At 55.0% G+C, this 16,315-nt stretch carries 20 protein-coding genes; 18 read left to right on the top strand and 2 right to left on the bottom strand.

Annotated features, from left to right (window positions below; all coding sequences use genetic code 11):
• The 7 genes from rpoC to tuf all read left to right on the top strand — a co-directional run.
• Window positions 1-3,042, top strand: a 3,042-nt coding sequence (gene rpoC, locus ACESLM_RS21475) for a DNA-directed RNA polymerase subunit beta' (RefSeq protein WP_372634065.1), incomplete at its 5' end; no start/stop codon positions are given.
• A 79-nt stretch (window positions 3,043-3,121) separates the two neighbouring features.
• Window positions 3,122-4,003 carry an ATP-binding cassette domain-containing protein gene (locus ACESLM_RS21470; RefSeq protein ID WP_372634062.1) on the top strand — a complete coding sequence of 294 codons (882 nt, stop codon included), beginning with the start codon at window positions 3,122-3,124 and terminating at the stop codon, window positions 4,001-4,003.
• A gap of 3 nt (window positions 4,004-4,006) precedes the next feature.
• Window positions 4,007-4,711 (top strand): hypothetical protein, encoded by a 705-nt coding sequence (locus ACESLM_RS21465; protein WP_372634059.1) that lies wholly within the window; start codon window positions 4,007-4,009, stop codon window positions 4,709-4,711.
• 344 nt (window positions 4,712-5,055) lie between these two features.
• Window positions 5,056-5,478: a 30S ribosomal protein S12 gene (gene rpsL, locus ACESLM_RS21460; protein ID WP_094050634.1), complete on the top strand. Its 423-nt coding sequence runs from the start codon at window positions 5,056-5,058 to the stop codon at window positions 5,476-5,478.
• Between the two features lie 57 nt (window positions 5,479-5,535).
• On the top strand, window positions 5,536-6,006 hold the full coding sequence (rpsG, locus tag ACESLM_RS21455) for a 30S ribosomal protein S7 (protein WP_094050633.1): 471 nt from the start codon (window positions 5,536-5,538) through the stop codon (window positions 6,004-6,006).
• Between the two features lie 39 nt (window positions 6,007-6,045).
• Complete coding sequence (fusA, locus tag ACESLM_RS21450) at window positions 6,046-8,124, top strand: elongation factor G (RefSeq protein ID WP_372634055.1); 2,079 nt, start codon at window positions 6,046-6,048, stop codon at window positions 8,122-8,124.
• 102 nt (window positions 8,125-8,226) lie between these two features.
• Entirely contained in the window at window positions 8,227-9,420 is a 1,194-nt protein-coding gene (tuf, locus tag ACESLM_RS21445) for an elongation factor Tu (protein ID WP_372634052.1), read from the top strand.
• 71 nt (window positions 9,421-9,491) lie between these two features.
• Here tuf and ACESLM_RS21440 read toward each other — a convergent pair whose 3' ends face one another.
• Both ACESLM_RS21440 and ACESLM_RS21435 read right to left on the bottom strand, forming a co-directional pair.
• Window positions 9,492-10,079, bottom strand: coding sequence for a YitT family protein (locus tag ACESLM_RS21440; RefSeq protein ID WP_372634049.1), 588 nt, complete (start codon window positions 10,077-10,079; stop codon window positions 9,492-9,494).
• Between the two features lie 97 nt (window positions 10,080-10,176).
• A complete protein-coding gene (locus ACESLM_RS21435) occupies window positions 10,177-10,872 on the bottom strand; it encodes a DUF421 domain-containing protein (protein ID WP_372634046.1) in 696 nt (231 codons plus the stop codon).
• Window positions 10,873-11,130: 258 nt separating this feature from the next.
• Between ACESLM_RS21435 and rpsJ the strand changes: the two genes are divergently transcribed.
• From rpsJ to rpsQ, 11 genes are all read left to right on the top strand, one after another.
• Entirely contained in the window at window positions 11,131-11,439 is a 309-nt protein-coding gene (rpsJ, locus tag ACESLM_RS21430) for a 30S ribosomal protein S10 (RefSeq protein ID WP_027087350.1), read from the top strand.
• A gap of 45 nt (window positions 11,440-11,484) precedes the next feature.
• Window positions 11,485-12,111, top strand: coding sequence for a 50S ribosomal protein L3 (rplC, locus tag ACESLM_RS21425; protein ID WP_372634042.1), 627 nt, complete (start codon window positions 11,485-11,487; stop codon window positions 12,109-12,111).
• 28 nt (window positions 12,112-12,139) lie between these two features.
• A complete protein-coding gene (gene rplD / locus ACESLM_RS21420) occupies window positions 12,140-12,763 on the top strand; it encodes a 50S ribosomal protein L4 (protein ID WP_094050627.1) in 624 nt (207 codons plus the stop codon).
• Entirely contained in the window at window positions 12,763-13,056 is a 294-nt protein-coding gene (gene rplW, locus ACESLM_RS21415; RefSeq protein ID WP_094050626.1) for a 50S ribosomal protein L23, read from the top strand. Before rplD ends, rplW begins: the two co-directional genes overlap by 1 nt.
• Window positions 13,057-13,086: 30 nt before the next feature.
• Window positions 13,087-13,917 (top strand): 50S ribosomal protein L2, encoded by an 831-nt coding sequence (gene rplB / locus ACESLM_RS21410; protein ID WP_372634038.1) that lies wholly within the window; start codon window positions 13,087-13,089, stop codon window positions 13,915-13,917.
• Between the two features lie 63 nt (window positions 13,918-13,980).
• Window positions 13,981-14,262: a 30S ribosomal protein S19 gene (gene rpsS / locus ACESLM_RS21405; RefSeq protein WP_094050624.1), complete on the top strand. Its 282-nt coding sequence runs from the start codon at window positions 13,981-13,983 to the stop codon at window positions 14,260-14,262.
• An 88-nt stretch (window positions 14,263-14,350) separates the two neighbouring features.
• Entirely contained in the window at window positions 14,351-14,689 is a 339-nt protein-coding gene (gene rplV / locus ACESLM_RS21400; protein WP_094050623.1) for a 50S ribosomal protein L22, read from the top strand.
• Between the two features lie 13 nt (window positions 14,690-14,702).
• Window positions 14,703-15,365, top strand: coding sequence for a 30S ribosomal protein S3 (rpsC, locus tag ACESLM_RS21395; RefSeq protein ID WP_094050622.1), 663 nt, complete (start codon window positions 14,703-14,705; stop codon window positions 15,363-15,365).
• 2 nt (window positions 15,366-15,367) lie between these two features.
• Entirely contained in the window at window positions 15,368-15,805 is a 438-nt protein-coding gene (gene rplP, locus ACESLM_RS21390) for a 50S ribosomal protein L16 (RefSeq protein ID WP_094050621.1), read from the top strand.
• A complete protein-coding gene (gene rpmC / locus ACESLM_RS21385; protein WP_094050620.1) occupies window positions 15,792-15,989 on the top strand; it encodes a 50S ribosomal protein L29 in 198 nt (65 codons plus the stop codon). The genes rplP and rpmC overlap by 14 nt, the downstream gene beginning before the upstream one ends.
• A gap of 23 nt (window positions 15,990-16,012) precedes the next feature.
• Window positions 16,013-16,276 (top strand): 30S ribosomal protein S17, encoded by a 264-nt coding sequence (gene rpsQ, locus ACESLM_RS21380; protein WP_094050619.1) that lies wholly within the window; start codon window positions 16,013-16,015, stop codon window positions 16,274-16,276.
• Window positions 16,277-16,315: the final 39 nt, after the last annotated feature.

Raw genomic sequence — 16,315 nt, 5'->3', positions numbered from 1 at the left:
CTGCGCACGGCTCAGGGCCAACGCCGCAACCGCGCGATCAAGCGTCTGGAAGTCATCGAATCGTTCCGCAACTCCGGCAACCTGCCGGACTGGATGATCCTCGACGTGCTTCCGGTTATTCCTCCGGAGCTGCGCCCGATGGTTCAACTGGACGGCGGACGCTTCGCGACGAGCGACTTGAACGACCTGTACCGCCGCGTCATCAACCGGAACAACCGGCTGAAGCGCCTGCTCGACCTCGGAGCTCCGGACATCATCGTGCAGAACGAGAAGCGGATGCTCCAGGAAGCCGTCGACGCCTTGATCGACAACGGCCGCCGCGGCCGCCCGGTAACGGGCCCGGGCAACCGTCCGCTCAAATCCCTCAGCCACATGCTGAAAGGGAAGCAAGGCCGTTTCCGTCAGAACTTGCTCGGTAAACGGGTCGACTACTCCGGACGTTCCGTTATCGTCGTAGGTCCGAGCCTGAGAATGTACCAATGCGGTCTCCCTAAGGAGATGGCGCTGGAACTGTTCAAGCCTTTCGTCATGAAAGAGCTGGTGCTCAAAGGTCTGGCCCACAACATCAAGAGCGCGAAGCGCAAAGTCGAACGAGTCAGCCCTGAAGTGTGGGACGTGCTGGAAGAAGTCATCAAGGAACACCCGGTGCTTCTGAACCGCGCTCCGACGCTGCACAGACTGGGCATCCAAGCTTTCGAGCCGATTCTGGTCGAAGGCCGCGCGATCAAGCTTCACCCGCTCGTCTGTACGGCGTACAACGCCGACTTCGACGGCGACCAGATGGCCGTTCACGTGCCTCTGTCGGCAGAAGCCCAAGCGGAAGCACGCTTGCTGATGCTGGCCGCGGGCAACATCTTGAACCCGAAAGACGGCAAGCCGGTCGTTACTCCGTCTCAAGATATGGTACTCGGTTGCTACTATCTGACGATGGACAACAACAAGGCTTACGGTTCCGGATTCAAATTCGCGAACGTCAACGAAGCGGTCTCCGCTTACCAACGCGGTACGGAAGGGGTTTCCCTGCACGCACGCGTCGTTATTCCGGTTAAAGAGCTGAAAAAGAAAACCTTCACGCCGGAGCAGCAGGAAGCGCTCATCGTCACGACGATCGGCAAAATCATTTTCAACGAAATTTTCCCGGACACGTTCCCTTACATCAACGAGGCGACGAAAGAAAACCTCGTTAAAGGTACGCCGGATAAATATTTCATCTATGAAAAAGGCGCGGACATCTCGAAGTTTATCGAGGATCCTGCCATTCCCGGCGCCGTCGGCAAAGAGTATCTGGGCAACATTATCGGCGAATGCTTCCGCATTTACCATACGACCCAGACGTCGGTCATCCTGGACAACATCAAGCAGCTCGGCTTTACGTACTCGACTCGCGCGGGCATTACGATCGGCGTATCCGACGTTATCGTTCCTCAGGAGAAGCAAGAAATTCTGAAGAAGTCGGAAGAACGCGTCAAAGTCGTTACGACCCAATACCGTCGCGGTCTGATTACGAACGAAGAACGCCGCGACCGCGTTATCGAGATCTGGAGCAAGACGAAGGACGAAATTACGGACATTCTGATGAAGTCGATGGATCGCTACAACAGCATCATGCTGATGGTCGATTCCAAGGCGCGGGGCAACAAATCGCAGATCACCCAATTGGGCGGTATGCGGGGTCTGATGGCCAACCCGTCCGGACGGATCATCGAATTGCCGATCAAGTCGAACTTCCGCGAAGGCCTGACGGTCTTGGAGTACTTCATCTCCACTCACGGCGCGCGGAAAGGTCTTGCCGATACGGCTCTTCGTACCGCCGACTCGGGTTATCTGACTCGTCGTCTCGTCGACGTCGCGCAGGACGTGATCGTTCGCGAGGACGATTGCGGCACGGATAAAGGCATTACCGTCTCCCGGATCGAGGACGGCAAAGAGGTCATCGAAGATCTGTTCGACCGGATCGAAGGCCGCTACGCGTTCGAGACGATCCGTCATCCGGAGACGAAGGAAATCATCGCGCATCGCAACGATCTGCTCGACACGCCTAAGGCCGAAGAGATCATTCGCGCGGGCATCAAGAGCATTCAGATTCGTTCCGTGCTTAGCTGCCGCGCCCGTCATGGCGTATGTAAGCTCTGCTATGGACGCAACTTGGCGACCGGCAAGCAAGTCGAGATCGGCGAATCGGTCGGTATTATCGCCGCTCAATCGATCGGCGAACCGGGAACGCAGCTCACGATGCGTACGTTCCACACCGGCGGCGTCGCCGGAGACGATATCACCCAAGGTTTGCCGCGTATTCAGGAGCTCTTTGAAGCGCGCAACCCGAAAGGTCAAGCGATCATCTCCGAGCTCGACGGCGTCATCAAGGAAATTCGCGAGACGAAGGATCGCCGCGAGATCGAATTGCAGGGCGGAGCGGAATCGAAGATCTATCCGGTCAGCTACGGCTCCCGCATTCGCGTCGTCCAAGGCCAGCAGGTCGAAGCGGGCGACGAATTGACGGACGGCTCCATCGATCCGAAAGAGATGCTGCGCATCAAGGGGATTCGCGGGGTGCAGAACTACATTCTGCAAGAGGTTCAGCGCGTATACCGGAATCAGGGCGTTGAGATCAACGACAAGCATATCGAGGTCATGATCAAGCAGATGCTTCGCAAGATCCGCATCGTCGATCCTGGCGACACGACGCTGCTCCCTGGAGCCTTCGTCGATCTGCACGAGTACGAAGCGGCTAACCGCGAAGCGATCCTGTCCGACAAGGAGCCTGCGGTTGCCCGTCCGGTACTGCTGGGGATCACGAAGGCGTCCCTCGAGACGGATTCGTTCTTGTCTGCGGCGTCCTTCCAAGAGACGACCCGCGTTCTGACCGATGCCGCGATCAAGGGCAAGGTCGACCGCCTGCTCGGGCTCAAGGAGAACGTCATTATCGGGAAGCTCATTCCGGCAGGTACGGGGATGGCTCGTTACCGCAACATCAAGGTCGTGTCGCCGTTTGACGAACCGACGGACGAAGCGGCAGAGCTCGAACCGGTCGGCGTGGAATAAAACGAATGACACAGAAGCGGATACCGGCAACGGTATCCGCTTTTTTTGAATGAAGGCGAGAAAAGAGAGGAGAGTCTTCATGGCGAAGGAGCCGCTCGTACGGCTCGAGGATGTCCGGCGAAGCTACGCCGGGCGCATCGTGCTGGACAAGCTGTCGCTGCAGATCGAGCGCGGGGAAGTCGTTGCCCTTCTCGGGAACAATGGATCGGGCAAGAGCACCTTGCTCAAGGCGCTAAGCGGGCTGAGCGCCTTGGACGGGGGCTCCAGGCTGGCGAGCCTCCCGCTGAAGCGAATCGGCTTCGCACCGGACCGTTTCCCGAGGCTGCGGTTCACGGCGAGGGAATATTTGCGCGCAATGGGGAAGATTCGCGGGATGGAACCCGCCACGCTAGAGCGGACGATCGAACGGCTTTTCGAGCTGTTCCGGCTGCAATCGACAGAGTCGGGGCGGCTCAGGGACTTCTCCAAAGGGATGCTCCAAAAGGTCAACTTGATGCAGGCGCTGCTGGAGGAGCCGGAATTGCTCCTGCTCGACGAGCCGCTCTCGGGGTTGGATGCACAGACCCGCGCCGAGCTGACGGACATTCTGCATCGGCTCAAAGAGCAGGGGATGGCCATCGTGTTCTCCACGCATGAGCGGGAGCTCGTGGAGCGAATTGCGGACCGGGTCGTCCGGCTCGAGAACGGGGGCATCGCGCCGCTCGCGAACGGCGGATCGGCGGCGCCTGTCTCCTGCAAGATCGTGGAGTTCGAGCTTGCCGACGCCGAGGCGGAAGACGTGTGCGCAGGCTCTGCTGGAGTCGTATCTAAGTATGAACATGGGGGCGGCTGGGGTTGCCGCGTCGAGGCCGATCGCTGCGACGATTTTCTTCGCGCCGTTCTGAAGGCCGGCGGATCGATCCGCTCAGTTCGGGTAGCGCCAGGGACGGCAACCGTCAGCCGTGTCGACGATGGAGGATAAGCGATGTTGGGCATTATGGCATTCTCGTTCAAGCATTACGTACGAACTTATAAATACCTCGGGCCGATGCTGCTCTTCGGAATCGCGCTTATTTTTATTTATAGCGTCGTGCCGAATCCGGTCATGCCGAGCTATTCGTTGACCGCGACGCTGACGTTCCTTGTCGCTTCCTGGCTCGGCTTCGGATACGTCGATGCGGAAGACGAGACGCAGCAAATGATCGGCGCGCTTCATGCGGGGGGACAGACGAAATATGTCGCTGTACGGGCGGCGGTCATCGCCGTCTGGATCTCCGGCCTGGCCGTCATCGCCGTCGCCTATCCGATTCTGTTCGACAAATTTGACAGGCGGCCGGAGATCGGAGAGGCGCTGATCTCCCTGATCGGGCACGCGGGGCTGGGAGTGCTTGGGGCGGCGGTGTCCTATTGGTTTACTTGCAGACTCATCCGCAAACTCAGTTATTCGTTGATAGGGCTCCTGCTGGTCGCCGTCTTATCGCTGGCCGCTGCAGGCATCTCCGAAGCGCTGCCTGATCCGCTGAAGGGACTGGTTTGGCTGCTTCCGCCCGTATTTCCGCTGATGGATGCGTTTAATCGGTATGGGGCAATGCCGAACGATTGCAAATCTATCGCTCTGGCCGCTCCGTGGCTGTACGCCTCCGTACTGTTCGCTCTCTTTCTTAGGCTTATAAACAGGAAGAAACTATAGCGCCCGCAGAGGACAAGCATCTTCGCAAAGCGGAAATCTAGGTTCTTGACACAGCATTTTCGAAGTGATAATATGTTCTAGTGTGTGCCAGAGGTACGTCGTTCAGACGTGCCGAGACCGGTGCGGACTTAGGCGATGGTGAGCTATTATCGGCCGTTGATTTATCGAGCCGATTGAGAATAGGAATAACGGGTTTGATGCGGTTGCCGCAGATGCGGGTGTTCCGGTCGAGCCCTTTCTCGCCTCTCAAAATGAACCACCTGGATCTGTGGGCTTCACAGTTCGCGTCGATCCGATCGCTTATTCTTTCTTATTTGTACCCATCATGGGAAGGGGGTGGCAGCATGCCAACAATCAACCAGCTCGTTCGCAAAGGACGTCAATCGAAGGTCGTTAAATCGAAATCGCCGGCGCTTCAAAGAGGTTTCAACGCTCTCAAACGCGTGGAAACGGATCTGAGCGCTCCTCAAAAACGCGGGGTTTGCACCCGTGTAGGTACGATGACGCCGAAGAAACCGAACTCCGCTCTTCGTAAATACGCTCGTGTTCGTCTGACGAACCGCGTAGAAGTGACCGCCTACATCGGAGGAATCGGCCACAACCTGCAAGAGCACAGCGTCGTTCTTGTTCGTGGAGGCCGGGTTAAGGACCTTCCGGGTGTTCGTTACCACATCGTTCGCGGAGCTCTGGATACCGCTGGAGTGAACAACCGCAAACAAGCTCGTTCCAAATACGGAACGAAGAGACCGAAAGTCAAAAAATCCTAATCCGCAAGGGGCGGCTAAGCCGGCCCGAGCGTCATGAATGAGAAAGGAGGAACCTTGATGCCACGCAAAGGACCGGTTCCGAAACGGGACGTACTCCCGGATCCGCTGTACAACAGCAAACTGGTAACTCGCCTTGTCAACCGTATTATGATCGACGGTAAGAGAGGCGTAGCGCAACAGCTTCTGTATGATGCTTTCAAGTTGATTCAAGAACGCTCCGGCAAAGAGCCGATGGAGGTTTTTGAAGCAGCGATTAAGAACATCATGCCGGTGCTTGAAGTTAAAGCTCGCCGCGTAGGCGGCGCGAACTATCAAGTTCCGATCGAAGTTAAACCTGAGCGCCGCACGTCCCTTGGACTGCGCTGGCTCGTGAACTATGCCCGCAACCGCGGCGAGAAGACGATGGAAGAGCGTCTGGCTGCAGAAATTCTGGATGCTTCCAACAACACGGGAGCAGCCGTCAAGAAGCGCGAAGACACTCACAAAATGGCGGAAGCGAACAGAGCGTTCGCTCACTACCGCTGGTAATTATCGCGAAGCTAGACATTTTGAAGGGAGACTGTATCAATGGCTAGAGAGTTCTCCTTGCAAAATACGCGCAACATCGGGATTATGGCGCACATTGATGCGGGTAAAACCACGACGACTGAACGGATTTTGTTCTACACCGGACGCGTTCACAAAATCGGCGAAGTGCACGAAGGCGCCGCTACGATGGACTGGATGGAGCAAGAGCAAGAGCGCGGCATTACGATTACGTCTGCCGCGACGACCGCTCAGTGGAAGGGCCACCGCATTAATATTATCGACACTCCGGGTCACGTTGACTTTACGGTAGAAGTCGAGCGCTCCCTGCGCGTATTGGATGGGGCCGTTGGCGTATTCAGCGCCAAAGAAGGCGTAGAACCGCAATCCGAGACGGTATGGCGTCAAGCCGACCGCTACGGCGTACCGCGGATCGCGTATGTTAACAAGATGGACATCATCGGCGCGGACTACCTGAATGTCGTCAAAGACATGAGAGAGCGTCTGAACGCGAACGCCGTAGCGATCCAACTGCCGATCGGAGCCGAAGATACGTTCAAAGGCATGATCGACCTGGTTGAACAGGTTGCTTATATCTATAAGGACGATCTGGGCAAAGATCCGGAGACGGTGGCGATTCCTGAGGAGTACGCAGCGCAAGTCGAAGAGCTTCGCAACGAACTCGTAGAGAAAGTTGCCGAGCTGGACGAAGAGCTGACGATGAAATACCTCGAAGGTGAAGAACTCACCGTCGAAGAGATCAAAGCGGCTCTGCGCAAAGGCGTCTGCGAAGTGAAAATCTTCCCGGTCGTCTGCGGTTCCTCCTATCGCAACAAAGGCGTTCAGCCGATGCTGGACGCGGTTGTCGCTTACCTTCCTTCTCCGGTTGACGTTCCTGATATCAAGGGCGTTCTGGACGACGGAACGGAAACGACGCGCAAGTCTTCCGACAACGAACCGTTTGCGGCGCTTGCGTTCAAAATCATGACCGACCCTTACGTGGGCCGTTTGACCTTCTTCCGCGTTTACTCCGGCGTACTGAACTCCGGTTCTTATGTCGTCAACGCGACGAAGGGCAAGCGCGAGCGCGTAGGCCGTATTCTTCAAATGCACGCGAACAGCCGTCAAGAAATCAGCGAAGTCTACTCCGGTGACATCGCTGCTGCCGTCGGTCTGAAAGACACGACGACGGGCGACACGCTGTGCGACGAGAAGAATCCGGTTATCCTCGAGTCGATGAACTTCCCTGAGCCGGTTATCCAACTCGCGGTAGAGCCGAAAACGAAGGCCGACCAAGATAAGATGGGTATCGCTCTGCAGAAGCTGGCCGAAGAAGATCCTACGTTCCGTGCTCACACGGACGAAGAGACCGGTCAAACGATCATCTCCGGGATGGGCGAGCTTCATTTGGAAATTCTCGTTGACCGTATGCTTCGCGAATTCAAAGTCGAGACGAACGTTGGTAAGCCTCAAGTCGCCTACCGCGAGACGTTCCGTACGCCTGCGAAAGTCGAAGGCAAATTCGTTCGTCAATCGGGCGGACGCGGTCAATACGGCCACGTCTGGATCGAGTTCGAACCTCAGGAGCCGGGCGCCGGTTTCGCGTTCGAGAACAAGATCGTCGGCGGCGTCGTACCGCGCGAATATATCGCTCCGGTACAAGCCGGTATCGAAGAGTCGATGAAGAACGGCGTACTTGCCGGCTTCCCGCTCGTCGATATCAAAGCAACGATCTTCGACGGATCCTACCACGACGTCGACTCCTCGGAGATGGCGTTCAAAATCGCCGGATCGATGGCGCTTAAAGCAGCGAAGGACAAATGTGATCCTGTGTTGCTCGAGCCGATCATGAAGGTTGAAGTAACGGTTCCGGAAGAGTACTTCGGCGATGTTATGGGGATGCTGAGCTCCCGTCGCGGCCGCATCGAAGGATCGGATATGCGTTTCGGCGCACAGATCGTTCGTGCGAAGGTTCCGTTGGCAGAGATGTTCGGATACTCCACAACTCTCCGTTCCGGTACTCAAGGACGCGGCGTATTCTCGATGGAGCTGTCGCACTACGAAGAAGTGCCGAAATCCATCTCGGAAGAAATCGTGTCCAAGAGCAAGGGCGGCGCGTAAAGCTTTCCAGAAAGCGGATGGGAGAATCGCCGTTTAACGCAGCGGTTCCCCGTCATCAAATAAAAATCAAATCCTTTTACTCATTAAGGAGGAACAGTATCAATGGCTAAGGCTAAATTCGAACGTACAAAACCGCACGTTAATATCGGCACGATCGGTCACGTTGACCACGGCAAAACGACGACGACTGCTGCAATCACTTCGGTATTGAACAAAAAATACGGCAGCGGTGCTGCAGTAGCATTCGACCAAATCGACAAAGCTCCGGAAGAGCGCGAGCGCGGCATCACGATCTCCACGGCTCACGTTGAGTATGAGACGCCTAACCGTCACTACGCTCACGTTGACTGCCCTGGACACGCCGACTACGTTAAAAACATGATCACGGGCGCTGCTCAAATGGACGGCGCAATCCTGGTCGTATCCGCAGCTGACGGCCCAATGCCGCAAACGCGCGAGCACATCCTGCTCTCCCGCCAAGTAGGCGTTCCTTACATCGTCGTATTCTTGAACAAATGCGACATGGTTGAAGACGAAGAGCTGCTTGAACTGGTTGAGATGGAAGTACGCGATCTGCTCAACGAGTACGAGTTCCCGGGCGACGACACTCCGATCATCCGCGGCGCTGCTCGTGAAGCTCTGGCTAACCCGGACGGCCCTTGGGCTGACAAAATCATCGAGCTGTTCGAAGCAATCGACAGCTACATCCCGACTCCTGAGCGCGCGACTGACAAGCCTTTCTTGATGCCGGTCGAGGACGTGTTCACGATCACGGGCCGCGGTACGGTTGCTACTGGCCGTGTTGAGCGCGGTATCATCAAAGTCGGCGACGAAGCCGAAATCATCGGTCTGCAAGAAGAAACTCGCAAATCCGTTGTTACGGGCGTTGAGATGTTCCGCAAATTGCTGGACCAAGCTCAAGCTGGCGACAACATCGGCGCATTGCTTCGCGGCGTTGACCGTAAAGACATCGAGCGCGGGCAAGTTATCGCTAAGCCAGGTTCCGTTAAGCCTCACACGGAATTCACGGCTCAAATCTACGTTCTGACTTCCGCTGAAGGCGGCCGTCACAAGCCTTTCTTCACGGGCTACCGTCCGCAGTTCTACTTCCGGACGACAGACGTTACGGGTATCATCAACCTGCCGGAAGGCACGGAAATGGTTATGCCTGGCGATAACATCACGGTTACGGTTCAACTGATCTCCCCGATCGCTATCGAAGAAGGCACTCGCTTCGCTATCCGCGAAGGCGGCCGTACGGTAGGCGCGGGCGCAGTTGCTTCCATCCAAAAGTAAGAGCTGCAAAGCGCAAACTGTCCAGGGCATTCGCCCTGGACAGTTTTTTTCTTCTATTATATAGTGATCGTTTAGTAAGCGAAGAACTTGGAAGTACACAGGCTCGTTGCCAGACCCCCGGAAGCGATCGTCGCTATGGACAGAAACAGCGTATCGAGTGAAAACAAAAAGCCGCCTACGGCGATGACCATCGCGTCCATGACGAGTATGAGAATGCCGACGTTGATTTTGACTTTTTTCGCGAGCAGCTTGGCCAACAGATCGACTCCGCCGGTGCTCGTGTCGAATTTTAACAGAAGTCCGAACCCAACCCCGATACAGGTTCCTCCCGCAATCGATGCGGCGAACGGGTGAAGCGCGATGATCGAGCCGAACGGATTGTACGGATCCAGCAGATCGACGGCGTAGGACAGGAAGACCATTCCGAACAAGCTGTGGAAGAAAAACGTTCTGTCCTTGAACCACGTATAGACGAAGACGGGCAGGCTGCATGCCATCAGTATGATTCCGACTTTGACGCCGAACAAATAGTTGGAGATCAACGCGATTCCGATAAAACCTCCGTCCAGCACTTTGAGCGGCATAACGAAGAAATCGATTCCGAAGGCAATCAGCAAGCATCCGATCACGATCACGGCGACTTTGCGAAACGAGAACAACACCGATCATCCCTTTCACTCCCAGCCTGTCTTATTTATATGGAAAAGACGGGCGGAGAATGACGTTAAACTGGAAAAAGAGGGAAATCAATTTTCGTTAAAGCGGCTTCATGGAGTCGTCGTAAGGATCGAGATATAGTTTGTTCTGGGAATCGACCTGCGCCAAGTAGATTTTGTCGGGCGACGTTCCGATCTGTTTCAGCTTGGCGGCCAGCCAATTGCGATTCAAGCCGATGCGTTTCAGGGAATCCTCGAGAATCTTGCCGTCCATAATGACGGCCATGCTGAATTTCTCCGGAGCGACGGGCAGACGGATATCGGAGGGCGTGAGCGGCTGATGCTCTTTCTTAAGCAGAACGTTCAGCTCGCCGCTCGTATCCAGAATAGCGAACTCGACCTGGGAGAGGTCGAACACATCCTTGGCGCGAAGCAGTCCCATCAGTTCGTCCGAGGTCACTTTCTCCTTTTTCATATTGTCCTCAAGGATTTTTCCGTTCTGAATGATGATTGTCGGCTTGCCGTCCAGAAAGTCGCGCGCTCTTTTGCTTTTCAGCTGCAGGAATTCGATCCCTAGGGAGAAAACGACCCAGACGGATAGAGCGACGATTCCGTGTATCCAGTGCTTATCGGTGTCCAAGGACAGGTAGGCGGCCAAGTTGCCGATCGAAATCCCGGTTATGTACTCGAATAGCGACAGCTGCGAAACTTGTCTTTTGCCCAGAATCCTGGTCATGATAAAAAGAATGATAACCGCCATGGCGGTGCGTAGGGCGATCTCCAACCAATCCGGCATCTCTTTAATCCTCCTCGAGCGATTATAGTTGCTATCGACGACGCACGATTCAGTTTCCCCCTCTTTTTTAAAATTATTTGTTGCAATCGCTTGGGCAGATCGCTATAATAGTGAATGTTGGTCTGTGACTGTGCGATGATGTGAGAGGTTGCCGACACACCCGGCCCCTTTGCCATAAGGGCGGCCAACGGTGCAAGTCGGGTTATTCTCACGGAGTATGTCCGATTCCAAAATTGGGCGAATGAAGGAGGGAATTCTATGGCAAAGCAAAAAATCCGCATCCGTTTGAAAGCCTACGATCACCGTATCCTCGATCAATCCGCGGAGAAAATCGTAGAAACGGCAAAACGTACCGGTGCAGGCGTCTCGGGTCCAATCCCGCTGCCGACCGAAAAGCAGATCATCACGATTCTGCGTGCGGTCCACAAGTACAAGGACTCGCGTGAACAGTTCGAAATGCGTACGCACAAGCGTTTGATTGATATCGTCAATCCGACGCCGCAAACGGTAGACGCGCTGATGCGCCTTGACCTGCCGTCTGGCGTCGATATCGAAATCAAACTGTAATAAAGCTTTAAGCCAATCAGATTCATCAAGAAAAGAGGTGTCAACATGTCAGGAATCTTGGGACGTAAACTCGGAATGACGCAAATCTTCGCAGCGGACGGCAGCGTAGTGCCTGTTACTGTAGTAGAAGCGACTCCGAACATCGTATTGCAAAAGAAAACTGCGGACAACGACGGATACGAAGCAGTTCAGCTCGGCTTCGCGGACAAACGCGAAAAGCTGGCTACCAAACCCGCGATCGGCCACGCTAAGAAGGCAGGCACGGGCCCCAAGCGCTTCATCCGCGAAGTTAGCGGAATTACGCCGACAGAAGTTGAGGTTGGTCAGGAACTTAAAGTTGACCAGTTCTCCGAAGGCGATATTGTTGACGTAACGGGGATTTCCAAAGGTAAAGGAACCGCCGGTGCGATCAAACGTTGGGGCTTCCAACGCGGTAAAATGACGCACGGTTCGAAATACCACCGCGGTAACGGTTCGCTTGCGACGATTCGCGACGCCAACCGCGTGCCGAAGGGCAAGAAAATGCACGGTCGCATGGGCGGCGAGACGATCACGGTTCAAAACCTGGAAGTCGTCAAAGTCGACGCAGAGCGCAATGTGCTTCTGATCAAGGGCTCCGTACCGGGCGCTCGCAACAGCTATCTCAAAATCCGCTCCGCGGTGAAGAAATAATTCACTTGCAAAGAAAGGAGGACCACTCATGCCGAAAGTATCCGTATTTAACGTAGACGGCAAAGAAGTCGGACAATTGGATCTGGCAGAAGGAGTATTCGGTTTGGAACCGAACCTGCACGTTCTGCACAGCGCCGTATTGCTCCAGCAAGCTGCCGTTCGTTCCGGCACGCACGACACGAAAGGACGTTCGGAAGTGCGCGGAGGCGGACGCAAGCCTTGGAAACAAAAAGGAACCGGCCGCGCTCGTCAGGGCAGCATCCGTTCGCCGCAATGGAAAGGCGGCGGCATCGTCTTCGGACCGACGCCACGCAGCTACGGTTTCAAATTGCCTCGTAAAGTTCGTCGTTTGGCCATCAAATCCGCTCTGTCCAGCAAAGTTGTGGATAACCAACTGATCGTTCTGGATCAACTGAGCCTGGCCCAACCGAAAACGAAGGAATTCGCAAAAATCTTGAACAACCTCAAAGTATCCCGCAAAGCGCTTATCGTAACTGCGGACTACGAAGAGAATGTGGCTCTGTCCGCCCGCAACATCCCAGGCGTGAAGTTCGTCGCTGCTGACGGAATCAACGTCCTCGACGTGATCAAGCACGATCAGCTGATCATCACGAAGGATGCGGTCGCTAAAGTCGAGGAGGTGTTCGCGTAATGAGAAACCCTCGCGATCTGATCAAGCGTCCGGTAATTACCGAACGTACGAGCGAATTCATCGAACAGCGTAAATACGTGTTCGAAGTTGAGCTGAAAGCTAACAAAACGGAAATCAAACAAGCCATCGAGCAGATCTTCAAAGTGAAGGTCGTTGGCGTAAATACGCTCAGAATGCCTGCTAAGCCGAAGCGCTACGGCAGACACAGCGGTTACACGTCCGAATGGAAAAAAGCGATCGTGCAGCTTTCCGAAGACAGCAAGCCGCTGGATTTCTTTGAAGCTTCCGTATAATCCAGTCTCTAAAGTAAGGAGGGAATCCAATTGCCAGTCAAAAAGTTTAATCCGACAACGGCCAGCCGTCGTCAAATGACGATCGCAACGTTCGAAGAGATTACGACGAACGAGCCCGAGAAATCGTTGCTCGCGCCGCTCTCCAAACGCGCAGGCCGTAACCACCAAGGTAAAATTACCGTTCGTCATCACGGCGGCGGACATAAGCGTAAATACCGGATTATCGACTTCAAGCGCACGAAGGACGGCATTCCCGGCCGCGTGGCTACGATCGAATACGATCCGAACCGTACGTCTTATATCGCTCTGATCAACTATGCGGACGGCGAGAAGGCTTATATCATCGCTCCGAAAGGCCTCAAAGTCGGCGACGTGATTACGTCCGGACCTGATGCCGACATCAAAGTGGGCAACGCTCTTCCGCTGGAGAACATTCCGGTCGGTACGGTTATCCACAACATCGAGCTGAAGCCAGGCAAAGGCGGACAACTCGTTCGCGCAGCCGGCACGAGCGCTCAACTGCTCGGTAAAGAAGAAGCTTACGTTACGATTCGTTTGACTTCCGGCGAGATTCGCCGCATCCTGAAAACTTGCCGCGCAACGATCGGCACGGTCGGCAACCAAGACCACGAGCTGATCAACATCGGTAAAGCAGGACGCAATCGCTGGTTGGGCAAACGCCCGATCGTCCGCGGTGTCGTCATGAACCCGAACGACCACCCGCACGGCGGTGGCGAAGGACGCGCGCCAATCGGTCGCAAATCCCCGCTTTCTCCATGGGGTCAGCCTACTCTGGGCTACAAAACGCGCAAGAAGAAAAAAGCTTCGAGCAAATATATCGTTCGCCGCCGCAGCAAGTAATCGATACTTGCTTGCCGGCACGGACGTGGAACTCTCATGCTGGTTTGAAGGGAGGAGCATTCCATGGGTCGCAGTTTGAAAAAAGGACCTTTCGTGGACGGATATCTGCTTAAGAAAGTAGAAGAGCTGTCCGGTTCGAACAAGAAAGCCGTCATCAAGACGTGGTCCCGTCGCTCGACGATTTTCCCGCAATTCGTGGGTCAGACGTTCGCGGTATACGACGGCCGCAAGCACGTGCCGGTTTATGTGTCCGAAGACATGGTCGGTCACAAGCTGGGCGAATTCGCGCCTACGCGCACGTTCAAAGGGCATACGGACGACGACAAAAAAACGGGCAAGCGATAATTTAACCCTACGAAGTGCGATCAGGCCCGAACGCTAACCGCGCTCGGAGCGATCGTCACGAGACGTACGTAAGGGAGGAGGTACACCGATGTCTCAGCAAGCGAAAGCTGTCGTGAATAACATTCGCATTCCGGCGCGCAAAGTCCGCCTGGTCGTGGACTTGATCCGCGGCAAGAAGGTCGGAGACGCCATCGCGATTCTGCGTCATACGCCTCGTTCGGCCTCTCCGGTTCTGGAGAAACTGCTGAACTCCGCGATTGCTAACGCCGAACACAACTATCAGCTCGACGTGAACAAATTGGTCGTTTCCGAAGCCTTCGTTAACGAAGGACCAACCATGAAACGGTTCCAGCCTCGTTCCCAAGGTCGCGCATTCAGCATTTTCAAACGCTCCAGCCATATTACGCTGGTCGTATCCGAGAAATAAGGAGGGACAACGTGTGGGTCAAAAAGTAAATCCCGTCGGTCTTCGCATCGGCATCATTCGTGACTGGGAATCCAAGTGGTATGCGGACAAAGATTTCGGCTCCCTCCTCATCGAGGACGTCAAAATCCGCGAATTCCTGAAGAAGAAGCTGAAAGAAGCCGCGGTTTCCAAAATCGAGATCGAACGTGCGGCCAACCGCGTCAACGTTACGATTCATACGGCTAAGCCAGGCATCGTTATCGGCAAAGGCGGCTCCGAAGTCGAAGTGCTTCGCGGCCAACTGACGAAACTGACGAACGGCAAGAAAGTGCACATCAACATTTCCGAGATCAAAAACCCTGAACTGGACGCTGTCCTCGTTGCCGAGAGCATCGCGCAACAACTGGAACGTCGCGTTTCTTTCCGCCGTGCGATGAAACAAGCGATTCAACGTACGCAGCGCGCAGGAGCAAAAGGAATCAAGACTTCCGTTAGCGGCCGTCTGGGCGGAGCGGAAATTGCTCGTCAAGAAGGATACAGCGAAGGAACGGTGCCTCTGCACACGCTTCGCGCTGACATCGATTACGGAACGGCGGAAGCTCATACGACTTACGGCCGCATCGGCGTAAAAGTATGGATCTACCGCGGCGAAGTCCTTCCGACGAAGAAAAGAGCTGCCCAGGAAGGAGGCAACTGATCATGTTGGTCCCTAAACGCGTCAAACACCGCAAAGTACACCGCGGTAAAATGAAAGGTCGCGCCAAAGGCGGCACGGAAGTGCACTTCGGCGAATACGGCTTGCAGGCACAGGAAGCTTCTTGGGTAACGAACCGTCAGATCGAGGCTGCTCGTATCGCGATGACTCGTTACATCAAACGGGGCGGTAAAGTCTGGATCAAAATCTTCCCTTCGAAACCGATCACCCAAAAGCCTCTCGAGGTACGGATGGGTAGCGGTAAAGGTAACGTAGAAGCATGGGTTGCCGTTGTGAAACCGGGCAAAGTAATGTTCGAGCTCGCAGGGGTATCCGAGGAGATCGCACGCGAAGCAATGCGTCTTGCCGCGCACAAGCTGCCGGTGAAGACGAAGTTTGTGAAACGTGAAGAACTGGGTGGTGAAGCAAATGAAAGCCAGTGAATTTCGCAACCTGACATCGGCGGAACTCGAGCAGAAGATCGCCGGCTTCAAGGATGAACTGTTCAACCTCCGCTTCCAACTGGCTACCGGCCAACTGGACACCCCGCATCGTCTTGGCGAACTGCGGAAAGAAATCGCTCGGGCCAAAACCATTTTGCGCGAGCGTGAACTCGGCATCGGCTAAAACCCGGGAAAAGGAGGATGACCATGAGCGAACGCAACAATCGCAAAGTGCAAATCGGCAAAGTCGTCAGCGATAAGATGGACAAAACGATTGTGGTAGCTGTCGAGACGTACAAGAAGCACAGCCTGTACCACAAGCGGATTAAATACACGAAGAAATTCAAAGCGCACGACGAGAACAACGAAGCGCAAATCGGCGACACCGTGAAAATCATGGAGACCCGCCCGTTGTCGAAAGACAAAACATGGCGCTTGGTCGAAATCGTCGAGAAAGCCGTTCTGGCTTAAGCAGCTGCGACCGCAACAAAGCTCGTAATCGAGCGCTAA

The organism is Cohnella sp., assembly GCF_041641335.1.
In the GTDB taxonomy this organism is placed as follows: Bacteria; Bacillota; Bacilli; order Paenibacillales; family Paenibacillaceae; genus Cohnella.
This window is presented reverse-complemented; position numbering and strand designations above follow the sequence as displayed.

Excerpts from the sequence above, each read along its gene's own strand:
- ACESLM_RS21470 (WP_372634062.1), top strand. The coding sequence starts at position 3,122 with ATGGCGAAGGAGCCGCTCGTACGGCTCGAGGATGTCCGGCGAAGCTAC.
- ACESLM_RS21465 (WP_372634059.1), top strand. The coding sequence starts at position 4,007 with ATGTTGGGCATTATGGCATTCTCGTTCAAGCATTACGTACGAACTTAT.
- rpsL (WP_094050634.1), top strand. The coding sequence starts at position 5,056 with ATGCCAACAATCAACCAGCTCGTTCGCAAAGGACGTCAATCGAAGGTC.
- rpsG (WP_094050633.1), top strand. The coding sequence starts at position 5,536 with ATGCCACGCAAAGGACCGGTTCCGAAACGGGACGTACTCCCGGATCCG.
- fusA (WP_372634055.1), top strand. The coding sequence starts at position 6,046 with ATGGCTAGAGAGTTCTCCTTGCAAAATACGCGCAACATCGGGATTATG.
- tuf (WP_372634052.1), top strand. The coding sequence starts at position 8,227 with ATGGCTAAGGCTAAATTCGAACGTACAAAACCGCACGTTAATATCGGC.
- ACESLM_RS21435 (WP_372634046.1), bottom strand. The coding sequence starts at position 10,872 with ATGCCGGATTGGTTGGAGATCGCCCTACGCACCGCCATGGCGGTTATC.
- rpsJ (WP_027087350.1), top strand. The coding sequence starts at position 11,131 with ATGGCAAAGCAAAAAATCCGCATCCGTTTGAAAGCCTACGATCACCGT.
- rplC (WP_372634042.1), top strand. The coding sequence starts at position 11,485 with ATGTCAGGAATCTTGGGACGTAAACTCGGAATGACGCAAATCTTCGCA.
- rplD (WP_094050627.1), top strand. The coding sequence starts at position 12,140 with ATGCCGAAAGTATCCGTATTTAACGTAGACGGCAAAGAAGTCGGACAA.
- rplW (WP_094050626.1), top strand. The coding sequence starts at position 12,763 with ATGAGAAACCCTCGCGATCTGATCAAGCGTCCGGTAATTACCGAACGT.
- rpsS (WP_094050624.1), top strand. The coding sequence starts at position 13,981 with ATGGGTCGCAGTTTGAAAAAAGGACCTTTCGTGGACGGATATCTGCTT.
- rplV (WP_094050623.1), top strand. The coding sequence starts at position 14,351 with ATGTCTCAGCAAGCGAAAGCTGTCGTGAATAACATTCGCATTCCGGCG.
- rplP (WP_094050621.1), top strand. The coding sequence starts at position 15,368 with ATGTTGGTCCCTAAACGCGTCAAACACCGCAAAGTACACCGCGGTAAA.
- rpmC (WP_094050620.1), top strand. The coding sequence starts at position 15,792 with ATGAAAGCCAGTGAATTTCGCAACCTGACATCGGCGGAACTCGAGCAG.
- rpsQ (WP_094050619.1), top strand. The coding sequence starts at position 16,013 with ATGAGCGAACGCAACAATCGCAAAGTGCAAATCGGCAAAGTCGTCAGC.